Consider the following 23835-nt stretch of genomic DNA (forward strand, 5'->3'; position numbering starts at 1 on the left):
GCTCGCCGTGCGCGCCAGCCACAAGACGGCGTCCACGAACAGCCTTGTTGTCCGCCCCCGTCCGCCCGCGATCTCCCACCTTGCCCGGCAAAAGGGGCGCGATGCGCTCCCACTGCGCGTCCGTCAACGTCCGTCTGCTCATGATCGCCACATCCGACGACCGTGAATCAAAACCATAGCCAAACAGGAACCCCCTAAATGAAGACGACGCCTAGGCCCCGCCCTCGCCTCCCACGCCCCCGGCCCGCCCGGCAGCGAGGCTGCCCTCGCCCATGTCCACGACCTGTTCCATGTCGCGCGCACGGCCCTCTTCGAGAAACCACTCGGCGGCACCGTCTACGCGCATGGCGCCCACATAAAAGTCATGGACGGGGGCGGCCTCTTCCACACCCTGCTTCCCCCCGATCCTCTCGGTCGAGCGCGTGGTCGAGATCGTGGAGGGCTACCCAGTGGAGCTATGGAGACCGGACCCGATGTCACATTTCATCGACCCCGATACGCCCGCCCTCCTTCGATGCTCCGCAAATATGCCGGGGGGCGCCGAAGGCGCGGGGGCAGAGCCCCCTCCGACCATGACAGGATGCGCCTCCGCCTCGTCGTCTCGAGCAAACGGCGCAAAGCTGCCCCCCGAGCGATGAACTGGCCACGCGGGCCCGACTCCCGGACGGGTTGCATGATCGGCGGATGGGGCCTATCTGACGCGTCGAGAGGTTGGCACGGGCAGGCGCCTCGCCAACCTGGTCAGGTCCGGAAGGAAGCAGCCACAACGAGTCACGTCTGGGTCGTTGTCCAGCCTCTCACCCCTCTCCCCGCCTCCGTCGCCCGTGATCGCTGGCCCCGCCCGCGAAGGCGTTGTCGCGGACGTAGTCGCAGGGCGCCTCCGACATCTCCAGATGCAGCCGATCGCCCTCGTAGGGGTGGGCGCGGGCAAGGGTCTCGTCGAAGGCGATGCCCAGCCCCGGCGCGTCCGGCGGCGTGACGAAGCCGTCCTCGACCCGTGGGCCGGAGGCCAGCGCATGGTGGAAGGGCGATTCGATCGCCTCGACCAGCAGCAGGTTCGGGATCGCCGCGCCCAGCGCGACCGAGGCCGCGAACTCCACTGGCCCGCAATAGAGATGCGGCGCCATCTGCGCGCCGAAGCCCTGCGCCAGCGCGGCGAGCTTGCGCCCCTCCCAGATGCCGCCGAGGCGACCCAGCGCGGGCTGGCAGATGGACGCGCCGCCGAGCCGCAGCAGCGTGGCGAATTCCGCGAGGCCGCAGAGCCGCTCGCCGGTGGCGACGGGGATGCGGACGGCCCGGGCGACCTCGGCCATGGCGTGCGGGTCGTCGGGCGGGACGGGTTCCTCGAACCAGAGCGGGTCATAGGCCTCCAGCGCGCGGCCGAGCCGGATCGCGCCGGACGCGGTGAACTGCCCGTGCGTGCCGAAGAGCAGGTCCGCGCGGTCCCCCACCGCCTCGCGGATCGCGGCACACATGGCGACCGAAAGCGCGATGTCGCGGCGCGCGGGCTGGTGGCCGCCGAAGATCGTGTAGGGTCCTGCCGGGTCGAACTTGAGCGCCGTCCAGCCCTCGGACGCGCGCGCGGCAGCGGCCTCGGCCTGCATCTCGGGCGACGTCCAGAAGGCATCGCCTGCCTCCCCCTCCGGGTAGAGGTAGGTGTAGGCGCGCAGCCGCTCGTTCACCCGGCCGCCCAGCAGCGCCCAGACCGGCCGGTCGCGGGCCTTGCCGAGGATGTCCCAGCAGGCGATCTCCAGCCCCGCAAAGGCCCCCCAGACGGTCGGGTCGGGTCGCCCGGTGAAGCCCGAGCCCCAGACCCGGCGGGCCATGAGCTCGACGTTCTCCGGGCTCTCGCCCTCCATGTGCCGGGCGAAGACGTCCGCGATGACGGCGCGCATGGCATCCGGGCCGACGGCGCTGGCATAGCATTCGCCATAACCGGTGATGCCGCAGGCCGTCGTCAGCTTCGGCACGATCCAGTAGCGCCCGCCCCAGCCCGGCGCGGGCGGCGCGACGACGAAGATCTCGAGATCGGCGAGCCTCATGCCATCACCACGACGTTGCGCCGCCCCTGCCCCGCGCGGGTCGCGGCAATGGCGTCGTTGATCGCCTCCAGCGGGTAGGTGCCCGAGACCAGCTCCTCCAGCTTCAGCCGACCCTGGGAATGCAGGTCCAGAAGCCAGGGGATGTCGCGGCGCAGGACCACGTCGCCCATCCGCGTGCCGCGCAGGCCCTTGCCGTAATAGGCGGCGCCGACCGGGTCGTAATGCCCCACCGTCCCGACATGCGGCATCCCGACCAGATAGGCGGTCCCGTGCGGCGCGCACCAGTCGAGCGCGCGGTCGATGACCGGTCCTGCGCCGACGGTGACGAAGACATGGTCGGCCAGCTGTCCCAGGCGCATCATCGCCGCATGCCCGTCCTCGCCCGCCAGCACCCCGTCGGTGGCGCCGAACTCCCGCGCGGCGGCGAGCTTCTCCTCTGTGACGTCGACGGCGACGATCCGGGCCGCGCCGGCGAGCCGCGCGCCCTGCACCGCATTGAGTCCGACGCCCCCCGCGCCGATCACCACGCACCAGTCGCCGGGGCGGACGCGCGCGGTGTTCACGGCCGCGCCGAGCCCGGTGACCACCCCGCAGGAGAGGATGCAGGCGGCCTCGGCCGCGATCCCGTCCGGCACGGCGGCGAGCTGGCTTGCGTCGACCGTGACTGCCTCGGCGAAGGCGCCGCAATTCATCGCGGCCAGCACCGGCGTGCCGTCGGAGCGCGACAGCGGCGCCGAAGCCCCGGGGGTCGCGCATTGCGTGGCCCGTCCGGCGGCGCAGGCGGGGCAGGTTCCGCAGGCCCGGATCAGCGTGACCAGCACGCGGGAGCCGACCTCCAGCCCCGTCACCCCCTCGCCCAGCCGCGCCACGCGGCCCACCGCCTCGTGCCCGTAGACCGCGGGCAGGTCGCCGCCGAAGCCGCCCTCGGCATAGGTGATGTCGGAATGGCAGATCGCCACCGCCTCGATCTCGACCTGCGCCTCGCCCGGTCCCGGATCGGCCAGGCGCAGGGTCTCGATCTCGAGCGGGCTTCCGAAGGCGCGGCAGACCGCCGCTCTCACGTCTCTCATGCTCGTCTCCTTGCTGAGGGGGACCCTGCCTGCCTCTTCCGCGCTTGTCTTGCCCAATCTCCGGGCCCTCGCCGCCCGCAGACACCTCCCGGAGACTTCCGGGACGGAAGGCGGATTGCGCGGCCATGCGCCCCTGTTCCCCCCGCCCGCGCGAGCGGCTAAGGGAACGCGACCGAGAGGGAGACGCCCATGACCCCGTTCCGCATCGTGATGATCGTGCTCTGCGTGCTGGGCGTGGTGCTGCCGTTCCGCTACTTCCTGCCCTGGCTGAACGCCAACGACTGGGACCTCGGCGCGATGATCGAGGCGTGGCACGTCAACGACGCCTCCTCGGGCCTCGTCTGGGACCTGACCGTCGCCGCGGTGACGCTGACGGTCTGGATCGTCTGGGAAAGCGTGACCCAGCGCCGCTGGATCGGCCTCCTGGCGATCCCGGCGACCTACCTGATCGGCGTGTCGCTGGGCCTGCCGCTCTACCTGCTGCTGAGGCGTGCCTGATGGACCACTTTCTCTACCGCGACGGCGTGCTGCATGCCGAGGACGTGCCGCTGACAGAGATTGCGCAGGCCGTCGGGACCCCCGTCTACGTCTATTCGGCGGCGACGCTGCTGCGCCACTACCGGCTGTTCGACGAGGCGCTGGCCTGGGGGCCGCATCTGGTCTGCTACGCGGTCAAGGCGGCATCCAACATCGCGATCCTGAAGCTCCTGGGCGACCGGGGCGCCGGGATGGACGTGGTCAGCGAGGGCGAATATCGCCGCGCCCGCGCCGCCGGGGTTCCGGGCGAGCGGATCGTCTTCTCGGGCGTGGGCAAGACCGAAGCCGAGATGCGGCACGTGCTGGCCGGCGGCGTGCGGCAGATCAACCTCGAGAGCGAGCCGGAGATGCGTCTGCTGTCGCGGGTCGCGTCCGAACTGGGCGTCGAGGTGCCGGTGACGGTGCGGGTGAACCCCGATGTCGACGCCAGGACCCATGAGAAGATCGCCACCGGCAAGTCCGAGAACAAGTTCGGCATCCCGATCTCGAAGGCCCGCGCCGTCTATGCCGAGATCGCCGCCCTGCCCGGCCTGCGCGCCGTCGGGATCGACGTGCATATCGGCTCGCAGCTGACCGATCTGGACCCGTTCCGGCAAGCGTATCGCAAGGTCGCCCAGCTGACCGAGGTCTTGCGGGCCGACGGCCACGCGATTGAGCGGCTGGACCTCGGCGGGGGCCTCGGCATCCCCTACGCCCGCTCCAACCTCGCGCCGCCGGTGCCGATGGAATACGGGCAGGTGATCCGCGACGAAGTCGGCCATCTCGGCTGCGAGATCGAGATCGAGCCGGGCCGCCTGATCGCCGGCAACGCGGGTATCCTGCTGACCCGCGCGATCTTCGTGAAGGAGGGCGAGGGCCGCGACTTCCTGATCGTCGACGCCGCCATGAACGACCTGATCCGCCCGGCGATGTATGGCGCCCATCACGACATCGAGCCCGTAATCGAGCCCGCGCCCGGCGCGGAGCGCCGACCCTACGACATCGTCGGCCCCGTCTGCGAGAGCGGCGACACCTTCGCCAGGGGGCGCGACATGGTGCCGCTGGGGGCGGGCGACCTGATCGCCTTCCGCTCTGCGGGAGCCTACGGGGCGGTGATGGCAAGTGAATACAACTCCCGTCCGCTGGTGCCCGAGGTGCTGGTCGATGGCGATAACTACGCCGTGATCCGGGCCCGGCCCAGCTTTGAAGAGATGATTTCGCGCGATACCATTCCCGCGTGGCTGGAAAAGTCCTAGCTATGCGGGAACCGGCAGGGAGACAGGCGTGACCGATCACCAGACCGACCCGGCGCTGCGGCGCAAGCTGCGGCTGACCCGTGCCGGCCTCTGGGCCGAACGCATCACCCGCGCCTTCTGGCCCGCCTGGACCGTCGCCTTCGTCGGCCTCGCCGTCTGGTCGTTCGAGCTGGTCCCGCCGGCCTGGTCCGGCAGCCTGCTGGCGGCGGTCGGACTGCTGATCCTCCTGACGCTGGCGATCGGGCTGCGCGGCTTCCACCGCCCGACGGAGCAGGACGCGCGCGACCGGCTTGACGCGACGCTGCCGGGGCGGCCGCTCGCGACGCTTTCGGACGTGCAGGCCGTGGGCTCGGGCGACGCCGCCTCCGAGGCGGTCTGGGAAGCGCACAAGCGGCGCATGGCCGCCCGGCTTGGCGGTGCGCGCGCCGTCGCGCCGGACCTGCGCGTGTCGCGGCGTGACCCCTATGCGCTGCGCTACATGGCGGTGATGCTGGCCGCGCTCGGCCTGCTGTTCGGCACGGTCCTGCGCGTGCCCGAGGCGCCGGTCCTGCCGGGTCCGGGCGGCCCCGCGCTCGCCTCCGGCCCCGCCTGGGAGGGCTGGCTGGAGCCACCGCGCCATACCGGCCTGCCGACCCTGTCGCTGGCCTCGATCGAGCCGGGCGCGGTCGAGGTCCCCGAGGGCACGCGCGTCACCCTGCGCCTCTACGGCGAGGTCGGCGCGCTGTCCGTCTCCGAGACGGTGTCGGGCCGCGACGTGGTCGACCCCTCTGCCCCGATCCAGGACTTCAGCGTCGCGCAGTCCGGCACGCTTTCCATCGGCGGAGCGGAGGGCGATGTCTCGCCGCTCTGGACGCTGACGGCGACGCCCGACGCCGCGCCCGAGATCGCCCTGAACGGCGAGCCGGATTTCGAGCATCCGGACATGACCACCATGCCCTGGCGCGCCAGCGACGATTACGGGATCGTCGGCGCCCGCGTGACCTTTGCGCTCGACCCCGAGGGAACCGATCGGCGCCACGGCCTCGCGGCCACCCCCGAACCGCGGGAGCCGCTGACGCTCGACATGGCGCTGCCGATCTCCGGGGACCGGGGCGAGGTCGCGGACGTCTTCCGGGCCGAGCTGACCGAGCATCCGCTGGCCGGCATGCCCGTCACCGCGACGCTGGAGGCGAGCGACGACGCCGGCCAGTCCGGCCAGGACGTCCAGAGCTTCGTGCTGCCGGGCCGCGCCTTCTACGATACCGTCGCTGCCGCGCTGGTCGAGCAGCGCCGCGACCTCTTCTGGTCGCGCGAGAACCGGGAACGGGTCGCCCGCATCCTCAGGGCCGCGACCTGGAAGGCTGACGGCCTGTTCGACAATCCTTCGGCCTACCTGCTGGTGCGGATGGCGATCCGGCGGCTCGACGAGGGACCGCTCTCACCCGAGGCGCGCGACGAAGTGGCGGAGCTTCTGTGGCAGGCCGCGATCCGGCTGGAGGAGAACTCGCTCGACAGCGCGCTGGAACGCCTGCGCCAGGCGCAGGACCGCCTCTCCGAGGCGATCCGCCAGGGCGCCTCGCCCGAGGAGATCGCGCGCCTGACGGAAGAGATGCGCCGGGCGATGGACGACTACACCCGGCAGCTGGCAGAGCAGCAGGGTCAGCAGGGCCAGCAGCAGCAGGCCCAGAACGGCGAGATGCAGGAAGTCACGCCCGACATGCTGGACCAGATGATGCAGCGCATCGAGGAGCTGATGGCCCAGGGCCGCACCGCCGAGGCGCAGGAGCTTCTGCGCCAGCTGCAGGAGATGATGGAGAACCTGCAGGTCACCCAGGGCCAGCCGGGTCAGGGCGGCCAGGGCCAGCCCGGCGAGGGCGAGCAGGCCATGGAGGAGTTGCGCGAGCAACTCCGTGAACAGCAGGAGCTGTCGGACGAGGCCTTCCGCGACCTGCAGGAGCAGTTCGACCCGAACGGCCAGCAAGGCCAGCAGCAGGGTCAACAGCAGGGCCAGGCCCAACAGGGCCAGCAGCAGGGTCAAGGGCAGCAGCAAGGCCAGCAGCAGGGGCAAGGCCAGCAGCAAGGTCAGGGCCAGCAGCCGGGTCAGCAGCAGGGCGACGGCCAGTCCGGCGCCCGCACCCTGGCCGAGCGCCAGCAACAGCTGCGTCGCGGTGTCGATGAACTCCGCAACAACCTGCCCGGCGCCGGCACCGAGGCCGGGGATGCCGCGCGTGACGCGCTCGGCCGCGCGGAGCGGGCGATGCGCGAGGCGCAGCGCGACCTGGAGGACGGCAACCTGGGCGGCGCTCTGGACGATCAGGCGCAAGCCATGGACGCGCTGCGCGATGGCATGCAGGAACTGGGCCGCGCCCTGGCCGAGAACCGCCAGGAAGGCGACAGCCAGCAGCGCCAGGGCCAGGCCGGGATGCAGGAGGGCGACGGCTTCCAGCGCGACCCGCTCGGCCGCCGCTCGGGCGAAGGCGGGCAGCTCGGCACCGAGGAATCGATGCTCGGCGGACCCGACGCCGCACGCCGCGCACAGGAACTGCTCGACGAGATCCGTCGCCGCTCCGGCGAGCGGGAGCGGCCGGAGCTGGAACTCGACTACCTGCGCCGTCTGCTCGACCGGTTCTAAAGCGTCGGGCGATCCATCGGCCGAAGGAGATCCCGGCGAGTCCCGGCAAGGCGCAGCCGGGCAACCTCTTCTCGGGCAAACCCTGTCCTCCGGCGCCATGAGGCCCGCCGCGGTGGCGCCGGAGCGCCTTCGGTTTCGCCGTAGTCGCCCGACCGGGCTAGGCCCCGAGGGAGCGGGCGGCCTCGCCGGACCGCCACGCAACGGGCGAAAGCGCATGTCGTCGCGCGCCGCTGCATCGCGGGCGCGGACGGCCCGACCCTGCCGCGAAGCGCCGGGCTACTGGCTCTGCAGGATGCTTGCCGCGACGGCGTCGACCCGCGCCTCCAGCGCGACGCGCAAATCGTCGACCGTCGCGACGTAGTTCGCCAGCGGCGACTCCAGCGACGGCACGGTCCGAGCGAGCGGCGCGGCGAACAGGTAGAGGGCGGCGGCGATCCCGACCAGGAGCAGGACCGCGACGAAGCCCAGGTTGAAGCCCGACCGCCGGTCGACCCGGCCGGTCGAGGGCTCGCCCAGCTCCATCTCGGATCCGGACTCCTCCACCGCTGCGGCGGCGAGCGCCCGCTCGTCCGGACGCAGGGACGAGTTGATCTCCTCGATATCGGGCAGCAGGTTGCGGCGCGCCTGGCGCCGCTCCTCCCCCTTGGCGCGGGGGGGCGACGCGGGAGGCTCCGCCAGGCCGTCCTCCTCCGGCTTGGCCTTCGCGCGGTCGAGCGCCATCTCGCGCAGTGTCCGCGCGATCGCCTCGCTGACGTCGTCGGTTACGGTGGGAACCGGGCGCGGCGCCTCCGGCTCGGTGGCGGCCTCCGGGACGACCCGCGCGCGGGCGACCGAAGCCGCGGTGGCCATGCGCGCCCATTCGGCGGCCGCCGCGGCGCGCGACGGATCGGCCTCGCCGCTTTCCGCCAGGGCGGGCTCCGCCTCGTCGGGGTCGCGCAGATGCGACAGGGTGCGGCTGCGGCGCCGCTCCGCCGCGCGCAGCCGGGCCTCGTGCGCCCGCTCCTGCCGCAGGACGTCGAGCGTCGCCTCGTCGGCCATCGGACGCCGGTCCGACGGGGCGCGCGGGCCGTCCTCCGGCGCCGCGTCCGCGTCCTCCCCGGAGCCGGGTTGGAACCAGACCGTCGCACAGTTCGAGCACTGCACCTCGCGCCCCTCGGCCGGGATCATGTCGGCGGGAATATCGTACTGGGCGCTGCAGTTGGGACAGGTGAGGCGCATGGCGGCGGCGCGATTCCTCTGGACAGGCGCGGAAAAGAGTAGGCGCTACCGCGCCCCATCCCCACCCCGCTGTCAACCCCGCCAGCCCATTCCTGTGCCGCGACCGCATGGATTGCGCCGGAATCCCGCATCGGGCAGAACCCCCCGCGAGCGGTGGAAGGGAACGGCTTCGTGATCGATCTTAGGGGAGCGGGCTTTTCCTACGGCGGCGGCGGCGGCGGGTCGCTGTCGGGCATCGACCTGTCCCTGCCCGCCGGGTCCTTCCACTTCCTGACCGGTCCGTCCGGCGCCGGCAAGACGACGCTGCTGAAGCTCTGCTACGGAGAGCTGAAGCCGACCCAGGGTCAGGTCGCGCTGCTGGGCAAGGACAGCCGGATGCTCAGCCGGGACGGGCTGGCGCTGGTGCGCCAGCGGATCGGGGTGGTCCATCAGGACTGCCGTTTCCTCGACCACCTGCCGGTGGCCGAAAACGTCACCCTGCCGCTTCTGGTCGCGGGCCGCGACCCGGCGGCCGAAGCGGACAACCTGCGCCAGCTGATGAGTTGGGTCGGCCTGACCCATCGCGCCGACGCCTACCCCGCCGAGCTCTCGGGGGGGGAACGCCAGCGCGCGGCCCTCGCCCGCGCCGTGATCACCGACCCGGACGTCGTCATCGCCGACGAGCCCACGGGCAACGTCGACTGGGAGATGTCGCAGCGGCTGATGACCCTGCTGGCGGAGCTGAACCGGCTGGGCAAGACGATCCTCGTCGCGACGCATGACATGGCCCTGATCCGCGCGGCGAAGCCCCTGGTGCAGGCGCGGGTGCTGCGGCTCGCCGACGGGCAGCTTCAGGCGGCGGGGGCCGAGCTGTGAACCGACTGCGCCCCCTTCTCGACCTGCTGCGCCGCAAGCTGGCCGAGCTCATGGAGCTGGCCTTGGGGGACCGCGCGTCGGACCGCGTCGTGCCGCCGACCGGGCACACGGTCTGGCTGACGGTGCTGAGCGCGGGGGCGATGGCCTTCCTCGCCGTCTTCGCCCTGGCGCTGACGCTCGCCACCGGGCGGCTGGCGGAGCGTTGGGCCGAGGATCTCGCGCAATCCATGACGATCCGGCTGGCAGCCCCCGCGGCCGAGGCGGACGCGCAGCAGGCTGCCGTCCTCGCCGTGCTGGCGGAGACGCCGGGCGTCGCCTCGGCCCGGGCGCTCGCGCCCGAGGAACAGGCCGCCCTGCTGGAGCCCTGGCTCGGCCCTGACCTGCCCGTCGGGCGGCTGCCCCTGCCCCGGCTGATAGACCTGGTCGGCGACGACGACCTGGATGTCGATGGGCTGCGCCTGCGGCTTGAAGGAGAGGTGCCGGGCGCGGTGCTCGACGACCACACGCGCTGGCGCGCGCCGCTGGTCGAGGCGGCGGGGCGATTGCGGATGCTGGGCTGGCTCGCCCTCCTGCTGATCGCCTGCGTGACGGCGGCGATGGTCTCGCTCGCCGCCAAGGCGGCGCTTGCGGCCAATGCCGAGGTGATCCGCGTGCTGCGCCTCGTCGGGGCGCGCGACTTCTACGTTGCCCGTGCCTTCACCCGCCGGATCACCCTCCGCGCCCTCGCCGGGGCTGCCGCAGGGACGGGCATCGGCATGGTCGCGGTGACGCTGCTGCCCTCGGCCGAGAAGGTGGGTTTCCTGACTGGGCTCTCCTTCTCCGGGGCGGGCTGGCTGGCGCCGCTCATGATCCCCCTCTTCGCGGGCCTCGCGGCCTTCTTCGCCACGCGGCGCGCGGCGCTTCGCGCGCTGGCCCGTTTCGAATAGGCTGTCCCGATGCAGATGATCCGATCCCTGATCTTCAACGCCGCGATGTATGTCTGGATGGGCATCCTGGGCCTCGCCGGTCTGCCGCTGATGGCGCTTTCGGCGAACGGCGCGCGCCGGGTGATGGACTTCTACACGCACTCGACGCTCGTCCTGCTGGGGGTGCTGACCGGACTGCGTTGCGAGATCCGCGGCACGCCCCCTCGCGAGGGGGCGCTGGTAGCCGCCAAGCATCAATCCTTCATGGACGTGATCGTCTTGTGGAACGCGGTGCCGCGCGGGTTCTTCATCATGAAGTCCATCCTGCAATACGCGCCGGTGCTGGGACAATACGCACTGCGCTCGGGCTGCATCCCGGTGGCACGCGGGAAGCGCGGCGAGGCGATCCGGCAGATGCTGGCCGAGATCCGATCCGGCAAGCGCGCGGACGGGCAGCTGCTGATCTATCCGCAGGGGACGCGCGTCGCGCCGGGGGCGCAGGCGCCCTACAAGGTCGGCACCTTCGCGATGTACGAACAGCTGGGACAGCCCTGCTATCCGGTGGCGACGAATATCGGCCTCTACTGGCCCAAGCGCGGTGTGCTGCGGCGCCCAGGGAGGGCGGTGATGGAGTTCCTCGACCCGATCCCGCCGGGGCTCGACCGGACGCGCTTCATGACCGAGCTCGAGACGCGGATCGAGACCGCGTCCAACCGGCTGATGGCGGAGGCGGGCTTTCCTGTCGCGGAGGTTCCGCCCCTGACCGGCGACCCGGTCGCGGCGGCGGCCCGGGACGTGGTTCAGAACAGGTAGCGCCAGAGCCCGCCGACCGAGAGCTGCGCTGCGGCGAGCAGCAGGACGGTCACGCGGATCCAGGCCGAGGGGAACCTGACCCAGGACCAGGCCGCCGCGACGAGGGCCAGCGCCGTCTCGATCGGCGCGACCCAGCCGGCATGGTGGGCGCGGTCCCAGTAGCTGAGCGGCGAGGCGAAGACCCAGTCGGAGAGCGGCCAGATATGCGGGCGCCCGTCGTCGTGATGCAGCGGCAGGTCCAGCGCGAGGTGCAGGAGCCCCGCCCCGGCCAGCGCGACGATCCAGAGCCGCTTCGCCCATATCCCCATCGCCAGCAGCAGGCCCCAGATCGGGACCGAGTTGTCGATGGCGAAGATCATCTGCCAGAGATCGGAGAAGTAGAGTTCTCCGAAGACGCGGCCTGCGGGGATGCCGATGGCAAGCGATCCGCCCGCGAGCAGGTAGAGCGACAGGTCCGGCAGCAGCGCGCCCGCGAGCGCGGCCGCCGAGACGCGCGGGTGCTCGCGCCGGCCGAAGACGGCGAGACCGAGGAGGAGATGGGCAGGCGTGTTCATCCCCGGCGCCTAGCCGGTCCGCACGGTTCGGGAAAGCCCCCGGGCGGGACGCGCGACCGGGGGCATCGAGCCCCCGCCCGCGCGGCGCCTTCGCGCCACCTCTCCATCCCTCTGGCCACGTCAGCGCGACGGCGGTGGAGGGGGGCTCTGCCCCCCGGCTTCGCCTCCCCCCGGAGTATTTCCCGCCACAGGAAAGGGACCGGTTGACGCGGGCGCGGGCCGGTCCGACAGACGGGACAGGAGGTGCGGGCATGGCGCGGGCGATCATGGTTCAGGGGGCGGGCTCCAACGTGGGCAAGTCCATGCTCGTCGCGGGGCTCTGCCGCCATTTCGCGCGCGCGGGGCTGCGGGTCCGGCCCTTCAAGCCGCAGAACATGTCCAACAACGCCGCCGTCACCGAGGACGGGGGCGAGATCGGGCGGGCGCAGGCGCTGCAGGCGCTGGCTTGCGGGGTGGCGCCCAAGGTTGACATGAACCCGGTGCTGCTGAAGCCCGAAACCGAGACCGGCGCGCAGGTGGTGGTGCGCGGGCAACGGGTGGCGACGGTCCGGGCGCGGGACTACGCCGCGCTGAAGCCGCGGCTGCTGGGGGATTGCCTCGCGAGCTTCCGGCGGCTGGCCCGCGATGCCGACCTGATCGTCGTCGAGGGCGCGGGCAGCCCGGCCGAGATCAACCTGCGCGCGGGCGACATCGCCAATATGGGCTTCGCCGAGGCGGCGGGCGTGCCGGTAATCCTCGCCGGCGATATCGACCGGGGCGGCGTGATTGCGCAGCTGGTCGGGACGCAGGCGGTGCTGGACCCCGCCGACGCCGCGCGCATCGTAGGGTTCCTCGTCAACAAGTTCCGGGGCGACGTGACGCTGTTCGATGAGGGGATGCGGCAGATCGCCGGACGGACCGGCTGGGCGCCGCTGGGGGTCGTGCCCTGGTTCGCCGATGCCCATCGGCTGCCGGCCGAGGACATCCTCGACATCCGCTCGACTCCCCGGACCGGCGGGTTCCGGGTCGCGGTGCCACGCCTCGGGCGGATCGCAAATTTCGACGATCTGGACCCGCTCGCCGCCGAGCCGGGCGTGTCCCTCGACATCGTGGCGCCCGGGCGGCCCCTGCCCGTCTGCGACCTGGTGCTGATCCCCGGCTCGAAGACGACCATCGCCGACCTCGCCGCCTTCCGGGCCGAGGGCTGGGACATCGACTTGGCCGCCCATGTCCGCCGCGGCGGGCATGTGCTGGGCATCTGCGGCGGCTACCAGATGCTGGGGCGGACGATCTCGGACCCCGAGGGGCTGGAGGGCGCTGCGGTCAAGGTGCCGGGGCTGGGCCTGCTGGAGGTCGATACCGTCATGCGGCCGAGGAAGCACCTGGCGCGGGTGACGGCGCGGGACCTGGCCTCGGGCGCGAAGGTCGAGGGCTACGAGATCCACCTGGGCGAGACCACCGGCCCGGACACGGCGCGCGGCTGGCTGGAGCGGGACGGCATCGCGGTCGGGGCCCAGAACGTGGACGGCACGGTGCGGGGCTGCTACCTGCACGGGCTGTTCGCGGGCGACGCGTTCCGCGCTGCGGCGCTGGCGCGGCTGGGCGCGCCCCCGGGCAGCGTGGCCTATGGCGCCGGGGTCGAGGCGACGCTGGACGCGCTGGCGGATCACCTCGCGCAGGCGCTCGACTGCGACCGGATCCTGGCCCTGGCGGGCGATGTCATCGCATAACGATTGCCGCGCCCCTGTCGCGTGTTACCCTAATGGGGGACCGCACGTATCAGACCGGAGATCGCCTAATGCCGCGACCGACCCTATTGAAATCCCTCGCCTTCGCCTTGGGCCTGGCCGCCTCCCCGACCCTGGCCGCCCAGTGCGGCAACGACGCCAGCGGGTGGGAGCGCTGGAAGCAGCAATTTGCCCAGGAAGCCGCCGCCGCCGGCATCGGCCAGCGCGGGCTGCAGGCACTGGCCGGGGCCAACTATGCCACGCGCACCATCGCCGCCGACCGGAACCAGCGGGGGGTGCGGTACTCCCTGAACGACTTCATCCGCATCCGCCTCGGCTCCCTCGACAGCTTCGCGGCGCAGGCGACGCGGCGGCTGGATCAGAACCGGGCCTTCTTCGACGCGCTGGAGCGGCGCTACGGCGTGCCCGCGGGGATCCTGCTCGCGATCCACGGGATGGAGACGGGCTTCGGTCGCAACATGGGGTCCGAGAACGTCGTCTCGTCGATCCTGACCGTGGCCTATGACTGCCGCCGGTCGGACTTCTTCACGCCGCACGCGCTGGCGGCGCTGCAGATGGTCGACCGCGGGATGCTGTCGCCGGGCCAGGCGGGCGCCGCCCACGGAGAGTTGGGTCACACCCAGTTCCTGCCGGGCAACGCCATGCGCTACGGCGCGGACGGGAACGGCGACGGGCGGGTCGATTTCTACAACATGGCGGACGCCATGGCCTCGACCGCGAACTTCCTGCGCCAGAAGGGCTGGCAGCCCGGGCAGCCCTTCCAGGAGGGGACGCAGAACTTCCGCGTCCTCAACGAATGGAACGCGGCGACGGTCTACCAGCAGGCCATCGCGCTGTCCGCGGCCCGCATCCAGTGACGAGGGCGGCCCCCGGCCGGCGCCGGGGGCCTCGCCTCAGAACAGCAGGATATCGTCGAAGCCGAGGCGGCCCCCGCCCTCGATCGTGAGGACGGTCTGGAGACCGCCGGGGCCGTCCCCGTCGAGGTCGAGCCTCACCTCGCCGGTTCGACCGTTATAGGTCGCGATCCCGTCGCGGAGCAGACCCTTGGCCACGTCCGCCGTCAGGTCGCGCACGTCGACCCTGCCGCGGCCGAGGCCGACCAGCTGGTCGTCGAAGGCCAGCTTGTCCCCGTCCTCGAAGTCGGTAACGCGCAGGTTCGGCGCCGTGCCGCCTGCGCCGTTGATGACGAAGAAGTCGTCGCCCCCTGCGCCGGTCAGGATGTCGGAGCCGCCGTTGCCGATCAGTATGTTGCTGCCGCCGTTGCCGATCAGCTCCTCGCCGGCACCGGTGCCGGTCAGGCGGACATTGTCGGAGCCGGTCGCCTCGACCCGCTCGACCCCGGACCGGCGGATCTGGAAGTTGACCGAAGTCTGGACCGTGTCCGTCCCGTCGCCGCCGACAACGGTGTCGCCGCGGTCGTCGACGATGAACAGGTCATCGCCCGGGCCGCCCTCCATCCGGTCGGCGCCGAGGCCGCCGTCCAGCGTGTCATTGCCGCCGAAGCCGCGCAGCACGTCGTTCAGGGCGAGACCCCGGATCAGGTCGTTGCCCCCGGCGCCGTTCAGCACGTCCTCGACCTCGTCCGAGCCCGTCAGGGTCTGAGGCGGGGCCGAGACCTCCAGCCGGTACTCGCCCAGTTCGGCGAAGCGGACGCCCGAGAAGAAGTAGAGCCCGTCCGCATCGGGCGTGAAGGTCCCGTCGACCGGCGGGATCGGGTCGGAGAAGGACGGCGGCCTTGGACTGTCGATCTGAGCGACCTCGGCGCCGTTCGCGTCGAAGATCTCCACGAAGGAGCCGCTGAGACCGTCCTCGGTCTGGACGCCGAAGAAGACGTCGTAGGTCACGCCACCCTGCAGTTCGACGCCCCACCAATCCTCGTCCCCGATGAAATCGACCCTGTCGATCACCGGAACGCCGAGTTCCAGCCGCAGCGGGCTGGTCTCGTCGGCGGGCTCGTCCTCGGTCAGGGTGACGGTATAGCTACCCGTTTCGGCGCCGAAATTGAGGTTGTCGAACTCGCGGCTGTCGTTCTCGGCCAGGAGGAAATACGTCCCCGTCTCCTCCGCTTCGAACAGGTAGGAGATGGCGCGTTGCGTCGCTGCCCCGTCATTGTCGACGAAGGCGCCCCGGACCGCCGTGTCGGACGGCCCGCGCAACGCGAAGTCGCGGCTGTTCAGGGTCAGCAGCTCTCGCTGCGCGAAGCTGTCGAGGATGTCCAAGGTGACGGCGTAGGATCGTCCGGCCTGCACCTCCAGCGCAATCATGTCGACATCGCCGCGATACTGCCAGGCGCCGTCATGGCTTTCGCCCGGCGCGAGAGAGACGGCGGTGGCGGCGGTGCTGTCCTCTTCGCGCAGGACCGACACCGCGTAATCGCCGGTCGCGGCACTGCCGTCGAAGGGCTCCAGTGTGATGATGAAGTCGCGATCCTCTGTGCCGCGCGGCTGGAAGGATCCGAGATCGGCGGCGGTCAGCACGAGGGAAGCGCCCTCTGCCGTCTCGTCGGCGCCGTCGGCGAAGCGGTTCTCGGTGTCGAAGCTGAAGAAGCTGTAGCCGCTCAGCAAGCTGTCGCCGCGTGGGACGAGAGAGACAAAATAGTCGAAGCCCAACTCGGCGCTCAGCAGGAACAGATCCCGATCCGATGCGGTGCCGAAGCTTCCATTGGCGGTGTCGCCGGGCCGGAGCGTATTGGCGCCGGCTGCGCTGTCGGAAAAGTCGGGGGGTTCGGAAAACACGGCCATGTCACGGCGCTCCTTTGAAAAAGGCAAACGATGGGGTCATGCCGATCGAGGGCGGATCCGCCTTCGGGCCTTGGGCTGGCGGCCTCCGGCCCCAAGGATCACCCCGGGGAACGCGAAAAGCCTAGCCCAGAGGACCTTCGCCGATCAACCGCGGAGAGGGGAGGCGTGCAGGCGGCGGGACTCGAACCCGCATGGGCTGGGCCCGGCGGATTTTAAGTCCGCTGTGTCTACCGATTCCACCACGCCTGCGCCATTCCCGCCTAGTGGCGCGGCGGGCCGGAGGCAAGCGTCAGAGCTTGATCCCGTCGCGCTCCGGCTCGGCGGGCATGTCGAGGAGACGGCGCTCCGACAGCCAGGGGTTGAGCGCGACCGCCTCGCGGATCGCGTCCTGCCCCTCGGCCACGCGGCCCAGCGAGATCAGCGTCAGCCCCTTGCCCGCGATGGCGGCGACGTGGCGGGGGCTCAACTCGATCGCGCGGTCGAGATCGGGCAGCGCCGCCTCGAAGTCGGAGCGCAGGAAATTCGCGAAGGCGCGCTGGTTGTAGCCCTCGGCATAGTCCGGGCAGTAGTCGACCAGCGCGTCGAAAGCCGCGATGGCGCCCTGAAAATCATAGGACTCCCGCCGGGCCATGCCCTCGTCCAGCAGCTCCTGCGCGCGGGAGTCGGGGGCGCGCAGCCACTGCATCCACATCCGGTTGGACAGCGGCCGGGCCGCCCCCTCGTTCGGGACGTCCTGGATCTGGTCGAGCAGCGCCTCCATCTCGGCCGAGATATCGGGCGCCGGTGGACAATCCGCCAATGCGGCGGTGGCGGAGAGGAGAAGAGCGGAGAGCGTCGCGCGGATCATGTCCGGATCATGACGCGCGGGCGGCTCGGGTCAAGCGCCTCATCGCATCGCGCGCGTGTCGATGGGCTCCTCGATGGCCAGCGGCTCGCCGACCGGGGCGAAGGCGGGGGTGCGGGCGAACTCGGCCAGAAGGGCCGACAGTTCGCCCTCCATCGCCGCGGCCAGCGACACCGGGCGCCCCTCCCATTCGGCCTTGGCCGAGATCACCGAGACGATACGAATCTCGCCGTCAAAGGAGGCGAAGACCGGCGCCCCGGAGGAGCCGAAATCGACCTCGCAGGACAGAACCAGAATCTCGGCGTCGCGGGTCAGGATCTCGCATTCCTCCTCGCGGGAGGGGGCGTCGGCGCGGGACTTGGCATAGCTGACGACCTGCACCCGCTGCCCGGCCTGGACGCGGAACTGGGTGCGGAACGGCTGGACGTGGCCCAGCCGGACGGGACGGTCGAGCTCCAGCAGGGCGACATCGGCGCCGACGCGGCCCAGCCGGTCCTCGACCTCGAAATCGTAATCGGGGTGGATCACGATTCGGCGGACGCCACGACTGGCCTCGGCGCGGCCGAAGCGCAGCCCGGCCTGGAACTCGATCTCGTCGGCCGGGACAGGGTCGTGCGTCCCCTTGTCGTAAAGGCAATGCGCCGCCGTCAGCACGATCTCCGAGGTCAGCAGCACAGCGGTGCAGAACCCCGCCTCCCCGAAGTTGAGTCGGCCCACCGCTTCCCAGCCGCGATTGTCGTCGGCCGTGCTCAGCGTCCTCAGCCCCTCCGACGAGACCGGAGAGGACAGGAACAGCAAGGCGGCGAGCGTCGTCAGCCCGATCTTTCGCAAAGTGGTTCGCATCGAAGCCCCCTACGTCATCCTACCTACTCGCTAGGAGGCGAACAGGGCGGGAGAGAGGTGTGATTGTCCCCGGTTCTGGGGGATTTCGCGGCAGCCCCGCGCGATTGGTTCCGGTTTGGCGACAGATCTGGGCAGGATTGCCGCGATCGGACGGCGTCGGGCGGGGATCAGCCACCCGGCCGCAGGAATCGGATCGTGCCGCTGGCCCCGGCCCGGTCGCCGGGCCGCAGCGTCCGGCTGCCGGGCACGGCAACCCGCGCCGGCGCCTGCTGCGGCGGGAAGGCCCGGATCATGGTCGGGACCGCATCGGCGACCTCGACGGCGAAGGTCGCCCGCTCGCCGTCATAGAGGCCGATGGCCGAGACCACCGAAACGATCTTCAGCCCATGCGGCGTCGCCACGAAGACGGGCGCGCCGGAGGCGCCGTAGGTCGCCTGGCAGTCGAGCGCGAGCACCGGCCCGGTGCGTCCCAGCACCGAACAGGCCGTCTCCTGCGAGGGCGTGTCCTCCCGGTCCTGCGCGTAGCTGATGACCTGGACGCTCTGGCCGCGCTCCAACCCCGTGGTCGTCTGCAAGGGCGGGACGGTCCAGTAGTCGAGCGGACGGTCCAGCTCCAGCAGGGCGAGGTCGTGGGCGACGCTGGCGCCGGTGGGGTCGGGTTCGTGGCGGTAGGAGGGGTGAAGCGTGAAGCGGCGCACGCCTCGCTCGCTCTTGGCAAGGCCCAGCCGCAGCCCGGCCCGGAAGCGCAGCGTTTCGGGATCGTGCAGCATGCCGTCCTTGCGAGTCAGGCAATGCGCCGCGGTCAGCACCAGCGACCGCGTGATCAGCGTCCCGGTGCAGAAGCCCTGCTCGGTGTCGCTGACATGGTCGACCCGCCCCACCGCCTCGAAGCCGGAGATCTCGGCGGCAGTGGCGAGCGGGCGCAGCCCATCGGCGGAGGCGGCGAGAGGTGCGCCGAGCGTCAGGCAGGCGGCGAGGATCGCGAGGAAGGGGCGCATGGCAGGCTCCGGCGGCAGGGGCGTCGCCACCGGGCTGCCACAGGGATGTGGCCGGAGGTCAGCGCAATTGCGGCACGGGCGGGGCGGCGGCCCCGGCGGCGTCGAGCGCGGGAGGCTTCGGCCCCCCCGTCGCCCAATCGAGCAGCTCGACGGTATGGACGACCGGCACGCCGGTGCCCGACCCGATCTGCATCATGCAGCCGATATTGCCCGCCGCGATCACGTCCGGGTCCCGCGCCTCGAGCGTGGCGACCTTGCGGCGCTTCAGCTCCTTGCTGATCTCGGGCTGCATGAGGTTATAGGTCCCGGCCGAGCCGCAGCACAGATGCGGGTCCCTCGGCTCCAGCACGGTGAAGCCCGCGCGTTTCAGAAGCTCCTTCGGCGCGCCCTTGATCTGCTGGCCATGCTGCAGCGAGCAGGCCGCATGATAGGCGACATGCATCGGACCCGCCCCCCGTGCGTCGGGCACGCGCGAGGCCGGGACGCCGCCCACGCCGTCTCGGGCCGGGCGCGGGGGTGTCTCGAACGGATGATCCTTCGCCAGGAGGTCGAGCAGCACCTCGGACACGTCCTTCGCCAGCGCGCTGACCTTCGCGGCGTCCTCGGCCAGCGGATCGTTGCGGAACATGTGGCCGTAATCCTTCACGGTCGTGCCGCAGCCGGAGGTGTTGATGACGATGGCGTCGAGTCCGTCGCCCTCAATTTCGCGCATCCAGGCCCTGATGTTGCGCGCCGCGAAGGTGTGGCTCTCATCGGTCTTGCCCATGTGATGCGTCAGCGCCCCGCAGCAGCCCGCCCCCTTCGCCACGACCACCTCGGCGCCCAGCCGCGTCAGCAGGCGAATGGTGGCGTCGTTGATGTCGGTGTTGAGCGCCTTCTGCGCGCAGCCCGTCATCAGCGCGACGCGCATCTTCCTGTCCTTCGCCGGGAAGGTCTGCGGGTCGTCGTTGCGGCTGACCGGCGGGATGGTCTTCGGCGCCATGTCCAGCATCGCGCGAAGCCGCGCGTCGGGCATCGCCCACGCGAAGGGCCGCCCGATCTTCGCGCCCAGCAGCGCCAGCCGGAAGCGGGTCGGATAGGGCAGGATCCGCGCCAGCGTCCAGCGCAGCGCCCGGTCCATGAAGGGCCGGCGGTAGGTCTTCTCGATATGCTCGCGCGCATGGTCGACGAGGTGCATGTAATGCACGCCCGAAGGACAGGTCGTCATGCAGGCGAGGCAGCTGAGGCAGCGGTCGATATGCTTGACCGTCCTGGCGTCCGCCGGACGGTCGTTCTCCAGCATGTCCTTGATCAGGTAGATGCGGCCGCGGGGACTGTCGAGCTCGTCGCCAAGTACTTGGTAAGTCGGGCAGGTCGCCGTGCAGAAGCCGCAATGCACGCAGGCACGCAGGATCTCGTTGGACCGCGCGGTCTGCGGGTCGGCGAGTTGCTCTTGGGTGAAGGTGGTCTGCATGTCAGGCCGCTCCGAACAGGCCGCGGGGATCGAACTTCGCGCGGATGCCGTCGGTCAGCGCCGCCAGCGCGGGCGCCTCGGGCGGCGTTGCGCCGGGGCCCTGCCCCCGGACCCGAGTGGCGTGGCCTGGGATGCCGTCGAGCCGCGCGCGCAGGTCGGTCCCCTCCGGCAGGCGCAGCCAGACGAGCCCGCCGCCCCAGTCGAGCAACGCCGCCTCGGCCTGCGCGCGCGCCACCACCTGCGGCGCATGGGACGCGCGGACATGCACCCGCCAGACATCGCCCTGCCCCGCCATCGCGCCGGCGTCCCGGACCTCGCGCCAGACCGCCTCGGAGGCGTCCGCGTCGAGCCGTCGAGCCGCGCCGAAGGGAGCCAGAACCTCCGCCAGCCGCCCGGCGCGGTAATCGACGGACCCCGCCAGCCCCTCGATCCGGAGCCGCGTCTCTCTGGCCGCTGGATCATGCGCGGCGCCCGTCACCTCGAAGGGCGACCCGAGTCCCGCCGCCATCGCGCGCACCGCGTTCTCGACCGACAGCCCTTCCAGCACCAGCGTCGCCTGCGTCGCGGCGGCGGGCAGGACCTTGAGGCTGACCTCGGTCAGCACGCCCAGCGTCCCCCGCGCCCCGGCCAGCAGCTTGACGAGGTCGTAGCCGGTGACGTTCTTCATCACGCGCCCCCCGTTCTTCACGATGGCCCCGGTCCCGTCGACGAAACCTACACCGATCAGGCTGTCTCGGCAGGCTCCGGCCTGCACACGCCGGGGGCCGGAGACGTTCATCGCCACCGCGCCGCCGATCGTCGGCTGCCCCTCGGCGCCCAGCAGCGCGCGGTGGTCCATCGGCTCGAAGGGCAGGCGCTGGTTCTGGGCGGCGAGCGCCGTCTCGATCTCGACCATCGGCGTCCCGGCCCGTGCCACCAGCGTCAGCGCGCCCGGCTCGTAGAGGGTGATCCCCGTCATCGCCGAGGTCGTCAGCGGCTCTCCCGCCCCCGGCAGATGCCGCGTGCCGCCGCCCCGGACCGCCAGCGGCCCGTTGGCTCCGCGCACCATCTCGGCAAGCTGCTCTTCCGTCTCGGGTCGAAGCACCGCGTGCCCCCTTCCTGTGGCCAAAACTACTCCCGCCGGAGGCGGTCCCGGGGCTTCAGCCCGCGCGCCGCCCTGCGGTGACGGCCAGCGGGAACACCTTGGCGGGGTTCAGCAGCCATTTCGGGTCGAACACGTCCTTGACGCGCATCTGCGCCTCCATGTCCTCGGGCGCGAACTGGTGATCCATCAGGTCGCGCTTCTCGATGCCCACCCCGTGCTCGCCGGTCAGGCAGCCGCCCACCTCGACGCAGAGCTTCAGGATCTCGGCGCCGAGCTTCTCGCAGGTCTCCAGCTGGCCCGGCGTGTTGGCGTCGTACATGATGAGCGGGTGCATGTTGCCGTCGCCGGCGTGAAAGACGTTGCCGACGGCCAGCCCGTATTCCTTCGACAGCCGCTCGATCCCCCCCAGCACGCGCGGCAGCTCCGACACGGGGATGGTCCCGTCGAGGCACATGTAGTCGCTGATCCGCCCCGTGGCGCCGAAGGCCGACTTCCGGCCGAGCCAGATCTTCGCGCTCTCGTCCTCGCTTTCGGAGCGGCGCAGCGCGACAGGCTCGTGGCGCCTCGCGATCTCCTCGATGAGGCCCAGCTGCTCCTCGATCTCGTCCTCGGAGCCCTCGACCTCGACGATCAGCAGCGCCTCGCACTCCGGATAGCCGGCCTTGGCGTAGTCCTCGACGATGCGGATGATGATGCGGTCCATGAACTCGATGGCGACCGGCAGCACGCCTGCCTTGATGATGTCGGCCACGCAGGCGCCCGCGACTTCCAGGCTGTCGAAGCCGATCAGCACCGGGCGCGCGCCCTCGGGCTTGGGCAGGATGCGCAGCGTCGCCTCGGTCACGACGCCGAGCTGGCCCTCCGATCCGCAGATCACGCCCAGCAGGTCCAGCCCGCCCGCGTCCATGTGGGCGCCGCCGATCTCGACCACGGTGCCGTCCATCTGGACCAGGGTGACGCCCAGCAGGTTGTTGGTCGTCACCCCGTATTTCAGGCAATGCGCCCCGCCCGAGTTCATCGCGATGTTGCCCGCGATGGCGCAGGCCAGCTGCGACGAGGGGTCCGGCGCGTAGAAGAAGCCGTCCGCTTCGACCGCGCCGGTGACGCTGAGATTGGTGCGGCCGGTCTGCACCCGGATGATGCGGTCGGCATAGTCTGTCTCCAGCACCTCGGTCAGGCGTGCGACGCCGAGGATCACGCTGTCGGCGGTCGGCAGCGCGCCACCGGCCAGCGACGTGCCCGAGCCGCGGGGCACGACGGGCACCCGCATCTCGTGGCAGATCGCCAGAACCTTGCTGACTTCCTCGGTGCTCCGCGGCAGAACCACCGCGAGAGGCGGGCAGCGATAAGCGGTCAGCGCGTCGCATTCATAGGCGCGCGTCTCTTCCACGTCGGAGATCACCGCGTCCTCGGGCAGCACCGTCAGGAGGCGCGACACGAGCTCGGCCTTGCGGTCGAGGACAAAGGGGTCGGGCTTGGGCATTTCCATGGAGGCGGCCTCCGCGCGCTGGATTGGTAAGATAATATAACCAATTTCACAGATGGCAAGAAGGGCCCGCCCGCCTCGCCCGCCGGACGTTTCCCCCGCCGCGCGTTCCGCGCTAGGGACGAGGCATGATCCCCGTCCTGCCCTTCCCGCTGTCGTCGCTGGACCTCGCCGCCCTGGCGGTCCTGCTGCTCGCCTGGCTCGGCAGCGGCTGGGCGATCGAGCATCCGCCGCGCGGGCGCATGTCGGTGACGCTGCTGATGCAGGGCTATCGCCGCGACTGGATGGTCGAGATGACCACCCGCCAGCCGCGCATCTTCGACGCGACCATCCTGTCGAGCCTGCGGCAGGGGACGACATTCCTGACCTCGGCGGCGATGATCTCGGTCGGAGGCGTGCTGGCGCTCGCCGGGAATGCGGAGCGGCTGGACGGCGTCGTCATGGGCGTCGGGCTGGACGGGCCGTCGCCCGAGATCCAGCAGCTGCGACTGGCGATCGTCGCGCTGCTGCTGGTCTATGCCGCCTTCAAGTTCGTCTGGTCGAACCGCCTGTTCGGCTATTGCGCGGTCGTGATGGCCTCGGTCCCGAACGACCCGAGGAACGCCAACGCCCTGCCCCGCGCCGCGAAGGCGGCGGAGCTGAACGTGCGGGCGGCCCTGAACTTCAACCGCGGCCTCCGGGCGGTCTATTTCGCCTTCGCCGCGCTGGCCTGGCTGCTGGGGCCCTGGGGCCTGATGGCGGCGGTCGCGGTGACGACCTGGACGGTGCTGTCACGGGAATTTGCATCGACCTCCCGGGGCGTCCTGATGGAGGATTGAG

Annotated in this window: 21 protein-coding genes, 1 tRNA gene, 1 other RNA gene and 1 pseudogene; 10 read left to right on the plus strand and 14 right to left on the minus strand. The window is 71.3% G+C overall.

Translation table 11 applies throughout. The features are described 5' to 3' along the window. Together DR046_RS19720 and DR046_RS24725 are read right to left on the minus strand one after the other, a co-directional pair. Positions 1 to 142: pseudogene (locus DR046_RS19720) on the minus strand (transposase); the annotation flags it as partial. Between the two features lie 69 nt (positions 143 to 211). Continuing rightward, positions 212 to 346: a hypothetical protein gene (locus DR046_RS24725; protein WP_280652864.1), complete on the minus strand. Its 135-nt coding sequence runs from the start codon at positions 344 to 346 to the stop codon at positions 212 to 214. Positions 347 to 705: 359 nt separating this feature from the next. Here DR046_RS24725 and ffs point away from each other — a divergent pair. Then, positions 706 to 802: signal recognition particle sRNA small type (ffs, locus tag DR046_RS19730), an RNA gene on the plus strand. Here the strand turns inward: ffs and DR046_RS19735 are convergent. Further along, positions 798 to 2042, minus strand: coding sequence for a mandelate racemase/muconate lactonizing enzyme family protein (locus DR046_RS19735; protein ID WP_115384090.1), 1245 nt, complete (start codon positions 2040 to 2042; stop codon positions 798 to 800). The genes ffs and DR046_RS19735 overlap by 5 nt on opposite strands. Continuing rightward, a complete protein-coding gene (locus DR046_RS19740; protein ID WP_115384091.1) occupies positions 2039 to 3112 on the minus strand; it encodes an alcohol dehydrogenase catalytic domain-containing protein in 1074 nt (357 codons plus the stop codon). Before DR046_RS19740 ends, DR046_RS19735 begins: the two co-directional genes overlap by 4 nt. A 189-nt stretch (positions 3113 to 3301) precedes the next feature. Here DR046_RS19740 and DR046_RS19745 point away from each other — a divergent pair, with 189 nt between their 5' ends. Genes DR046_RS19745 through DR046_RS19755 form a run of 3 tightly spaced genes read left to right on the plus strand, consistent with a single transcriptional unit; the run spans position 3302 to position 7495 of the window. Next, positions 3302 to 3610, plus strand: a complete 309-nt coding sequence (locus DR046_RS19745; RefSeq protein ID WP_115384092.1) for a DUF2834 domain-containing protein — start codon at positions 3302 to 3304, stop codon at positions 3608 to 3610. Continuing rightward, complete coding sequence (lysA, locus tag DR046_RS19750; RefSeq protein WP_115384093.1) at positions 3610 to 4884, plus strand: diaminopimelate decarboxylase; 1275 nt, start codon at positions 3610 to 3612, stop codon at positions 4882 to 4884. Before DR046_RS19745 ends, lysA begins: the two co-directional genes overlap by 1 nt. Positions 4885 to 4912: 28 nt before the next feature. Beyond that, positions 4913 to 7495, plus strand: a complete 2583-nt coding sequence (locus tag DR046_RS19755; protein WP_115384094.1) for a DUF4175 domain-containing protein — start codon at positions 4913 to 4915, stop codon at positions 7493 to 7495. A gap of 276 nt (positions 7496 to 7771) precedes the next feature. On the opposite strand, the gene DR046_RS24005 is transcribed toward DR046_RS19755, so the two are convergent. Then, on the minus strand, positions 7772 to 8713 hold the full coding sequence (locus tag DR046_RS24005) for a zinc-ribbon domain-containing protein (RefSeq protein WP_209313626.1): 942 nt from the start codon (positions 8711 to 8713) through the stop codon (positions 7772 to 7774). A 171-nt stretch (positions 8714 to 8884) separates the two neighbouring features. Here DR046_RS24005 and DR046_RS19765 point away from each other — a divergent pair, with 171 nt between their 5' ends. From DR046_RS19765 to DR046_RS19775, 3 genes are read left to right on the plus strand one after another with little or no spacing between them, the layout of a single operon-like run. Beyond that, entirely contained in the window at positions 8885 to 9568 is a 684-nt protein-coding gene (locus DR046_RS19765; RefSeq protein WP_115384123.1) for a cell division ATP-binding protein FtsE, read from the plus strand. A 50-nt stretch (positions 9569 to 9618) separates the two neighbouring features. Further along, on the plus strand, positions 9619 to 10494 hold the full coding sequence (locus tag DR046_RS19770) for a cell division protein FtsX (protein WP_115384124.1): 876 nt from the start codon (positions 9619 to 9621) through the stop codon (positions 10492 to 10494). Positions 10495 to 10509: 15 nt separating this feature from the next. Next, on the plus strand, positions 10510 to 11286 hold the full coding sequence (locus tag DR046_RS19775; RefSeq protein WP_306418064.1) for a lysophospholipid acyltransferase family protein: 777 nt from the start codon (positions 10510 to 10512) through the stop codon (positions 11284 to 11286). Here DR046_RS19775 and DR046_RS19780 read toward each other — a convergent pair. Continuing rightward, the gene (locus DR046_RS19780; protein ID WP_115384096.1) at positions 11274 to 11840 is read right to left on the minus strand and encodes a cobalamin biosynthesis protein CobQ; all 567 of its coding nucleotides are present in this window, start codon (positions 11838 to 11840) and stop codon (positions 11274 to 11276) included. The genes DR046_RS19775 and DR046_RS19780 overlap by 13 nt on opposite strands. A gap of 251 nt (positions 11841 to 12091) precedes the next feature. Here DR046_RS19780 and DR046_RS19785 point away from each other — a divergent pair, with 251 nt between their 5' ends. Together DR046_RS19785 and DR046_RS19790 are read left to right on the plus strand one after the other, a co-directional pair. Next, a complete protein-coding gene (locus DR046_RS19785) occupies positions 12092 to 13549 on the plus strand; it encodes a cobyric acid synthase (protein ID WP_115384097.1) in 1458 nt (485 codons plus the stop codon). 68 nt (positions 13550 to 13617) lie between these two features. Continuing rightward, entirely contained in the window at positions 13618 to 14424 is an 807-nt protein-coding gene (locus DR046_RS19790; RefSeq protein ID WP_115384098.1) for a lytic murein transglycosylase, read from the plus strand. A 36-nt stretch (positions 14425 to 14460) separates the two neighbouring features. Here DR046_RS19790 and DR046_RS19795 read toward each other — a convergent pair whose 3' ends face one another. The 8 genes from DR046_RS19795 to DR046_RS19830 all read right to left on the minus strand — a co-directional run bounded on the left by DR046_RS19795 (position 14461) and on the right by DR046_RS19830 (position 23019). Beyond that, positions 14461 to 16308, minus strand: coding sequence for a calcium-binding protein (locus DR046_RS19795; protein WP_115384099.1), 1848 nt, complete (start codon positions 16306 to 16308; stop codon positions 14461 to 14463). A gap of 166 nt (positions 16309 to 16474) precedes the next feature. Next, positions 16475 to 16557: transfer RNA gene (locus tag DR046_RS19800), tRNA-Leu, on the minus strand. Positions 16558 to 16597: 40 nt separating this feature from the next. Then, on the minus strand, positions 16598 to 17155 hold the full coding sequence (locus DR046_RS19805) for a tetratricopeptide repeat protein (protein WP_115384100.1): 558 nt from the start codon (positions 17153 to 17155) through the stop codon (positions 16598 to 16600). A 39-nt stretch (positions 17156 to 17194) separates the two neighbouring features. Continuing rightward, positions 17195 to 17995, minus strand: a complete 801-nt coding sequence (locus DR046_RS19810; RefSeq protein WP_115384101.1) for a trypsin-like serine peptidase — start codon at positions 17993 to 17995, stop codon at positions 17195 to 17197. Positions 17996 to 18162: 167 nt separating this feature from the next. Continuing rightward, complete coding sequence (locus tag DR046_RS19815; RefSeq protein WP_115384102.1) at positions 18163 to 18993, minus strand: trypsin-like serine peptidase; 831 nt, start codon at positions 18991 to 18993, stop codon at positions 18163 to 18165. 58 nt (positions 18994 to 19051) lie between these two features. Next, positions 19052 to 20446 (minus strand): glycolate oxidase subunit GlcF, encoded by a 1395-nt coding sequence (gene glcF, locus DR046_RS19820; protein ID WP_115384103.1) that lies wholly within the window; start codon positions 20444 to 20446, stop codon positions 19052 to 19054. Between the two features lies 1 nt (position 20447). After that, positions 20448 to 21530, minus strand: coding sequence for an FAD-binding protein (locus tag DR046_RS19825; protein WP_115384104.1), 1083 nt, complete (start codon positions 21528 to 21530; stop codon positions 20448 to 20450). A gap of 55 nt (positions 21531 to 21585) precedes the next feature. Next, on the minus strand, positions 21586 to 23019 hold the full coding sequence (locus tag DR046_RS19830) for an FAD-linked oxidase C-terminal domain-containing protein (RefSeq protein ID WP_115384105.1): 1434 nt from the start codon (positions 23017 to 23019) through the stop codon (positions 21586 to 21588). A 125-nt stretch (positions 23020 to 23144) separates the two neighbouring features. Between DR046_RS19830 and DR046_RS19835 the strand changes: the two genes are divergently transcribed. Continuing rightward, entirely contained in the window at positions 23145 to 23834 is a 690-nt protein-coding gene (locus tag DR046_RS19835) for a DUF599 domain-containing protein (RefSeq protein WP_115384106.1), read from the plus strand. Position 23835 lies beyond the last annotated feature (1 nt).

Origin of the sequence: Jannaschia formosa, assembly GCF_003340555.1 — a bacterium.
In the GTDB taxonomy this organism is placed as follows: Bacteria; Pseudomonadota; Alphaproteobacteria; order Rhodobacterales; family Rhodobacteraceae; genus Jannaschia; species Jannaschia formosa.

What these genes read in the sequence shown, in the direction of transcription:
- DR046_RS24725 (WP_280652864.1), bottom strand. Translation starts at nt 346, where the DNA reads ATGCGCGTAGACGGTGCCGCCGAGTGGTTTCTCGAAGAGGGCCGTGCG.
- DR046_RS19735 (WP_115384090.1), bottom strand. Translation starts at nt 2,042, where the DNA reads ATGAGGCTCGCCGATCTCGAGATCTTCGTCGTCGCGCCGCCCGCGCCG.
- DR046_RS19740 (WP_115384091.1), bottom strand. Translation starts at nt 3,112, where the DNA reads ATGAGAGACGTGAGAGCGGCGGTCTGCCGCGCCTTCGGAAGCCCGCTC.
- DR046_RS19745 (WP_115384092.1), top strand. Translation starts at nt 3,302, where the DNA reads ATGACCCCGTTCCGCATCGTGATGATCGTGCTCTGCGTGCTGGGCGTG.
- lysA (WP_115384093.1), top strand. Translation starts at nt 3,610, where the DNA reads ATGGACCACTTTCTCTACCGCGACGGCGTGCTGCATGCCGAGGACGTG.
- DR046_RS24005 (WP_209313626.1), bottom strand. Translation starts at nt 8,713, where the DNA reads ATGCGCCTCACCTGTCCCAACTGCAGCGCCCAGTACGATATTCCCGCC.
- DR046_RS19770 (WP_115384124.1), top strand. Translation starts at nt 9,619, where the DNA reads ATGGAGCTGGCCTTGGGGGACCGCGCGTCGGACCGCGTCGTGCCGCCG.
- DR046_RS19775 (WP_306418064.1), top strand. Translation starts at nt 10,510, where the DNA reads ATGATCCGATCCCTGATCTTCAACGCCGCGATGTATGTCTGGATGGGC.
- DR046_RS19780 (WP_115384096.1), bottom strand. Translation starts at nt 11,840, where the DNA reads ATGAACACGCCTGCCCATCTCCTCCTCGGTCTCGCCGTCTTCGGCCGG.
- DR046_RS19785 (WP_115384097.1), top strand. Translation starts at nt 12,092, where the DNA reads ATGGCGCGGGCGATCATGGTTCAGGGGGCGGGCTCCAACGTGGGCAAG.
- DR046_RS19790 (WP_115384098.1), top strand. Translation starts at nt 13,618, where the DNA reads ATGCCGCGACCGACCCTATTGAAATCCCTCGCCTTCGCCTTGGGCCTG.
- DR046_RS19795 (WP_115384099.1), bottom strand. Translation starts at nt 16,308, where the DNA reads ATGGCCGTGTTTTCCGAACCCCCCGACTTTTCCGACAGCGCAGCCGGC.
- DR046_RS19805 (WP_115384100.1), bottom strand. Translation starts at nt 17,155, where the DNA reads ATGATCCGCGCGACGCTCTCCGCTCTTCTCCTCTCCGCCACCGCCGCA.
- DR046_RS19810 (WP_115384101.1), bottom strand. Translation starts at nt 17,995, where the DNA reads ATGCGAACCACTTTGCGAAAGATCGGGCTGACGACGCTCGCCGCCTTG.
- DR046_RS19815 (WP_115384102.1), bottom strand. Translation starts at nt 18,993, where the DNA reads ATGCGCCCCTTCCTCGCGATCCTCGCCGCCTGCCTGACGCTCGGCGCA.
- glcF (WP_115384103.1), bottom strand. Translation starts at nt 20,446, where the DNA reads ATGCAGACCACCTTCACCCAAGAGCAACTCGCCGACCCGCAGACCGCG.
- DR046_RS19830 (WP_115384105.1), bottom strand. Translation starts at nt 23,019, where the DNA reads ATGGAAATGCCCAAGCCCGACCCCTTTGTCCTCGACCGCAAGGCCGAG.
- DR046_RS19835 (WP_115384106.1), top strand. Translation starts at nt 23,145, where the DNA reads ATGATCCCCGTCCTGCCCTTCCCGCTGTCGTCGCTGGACCTCGCCGCC.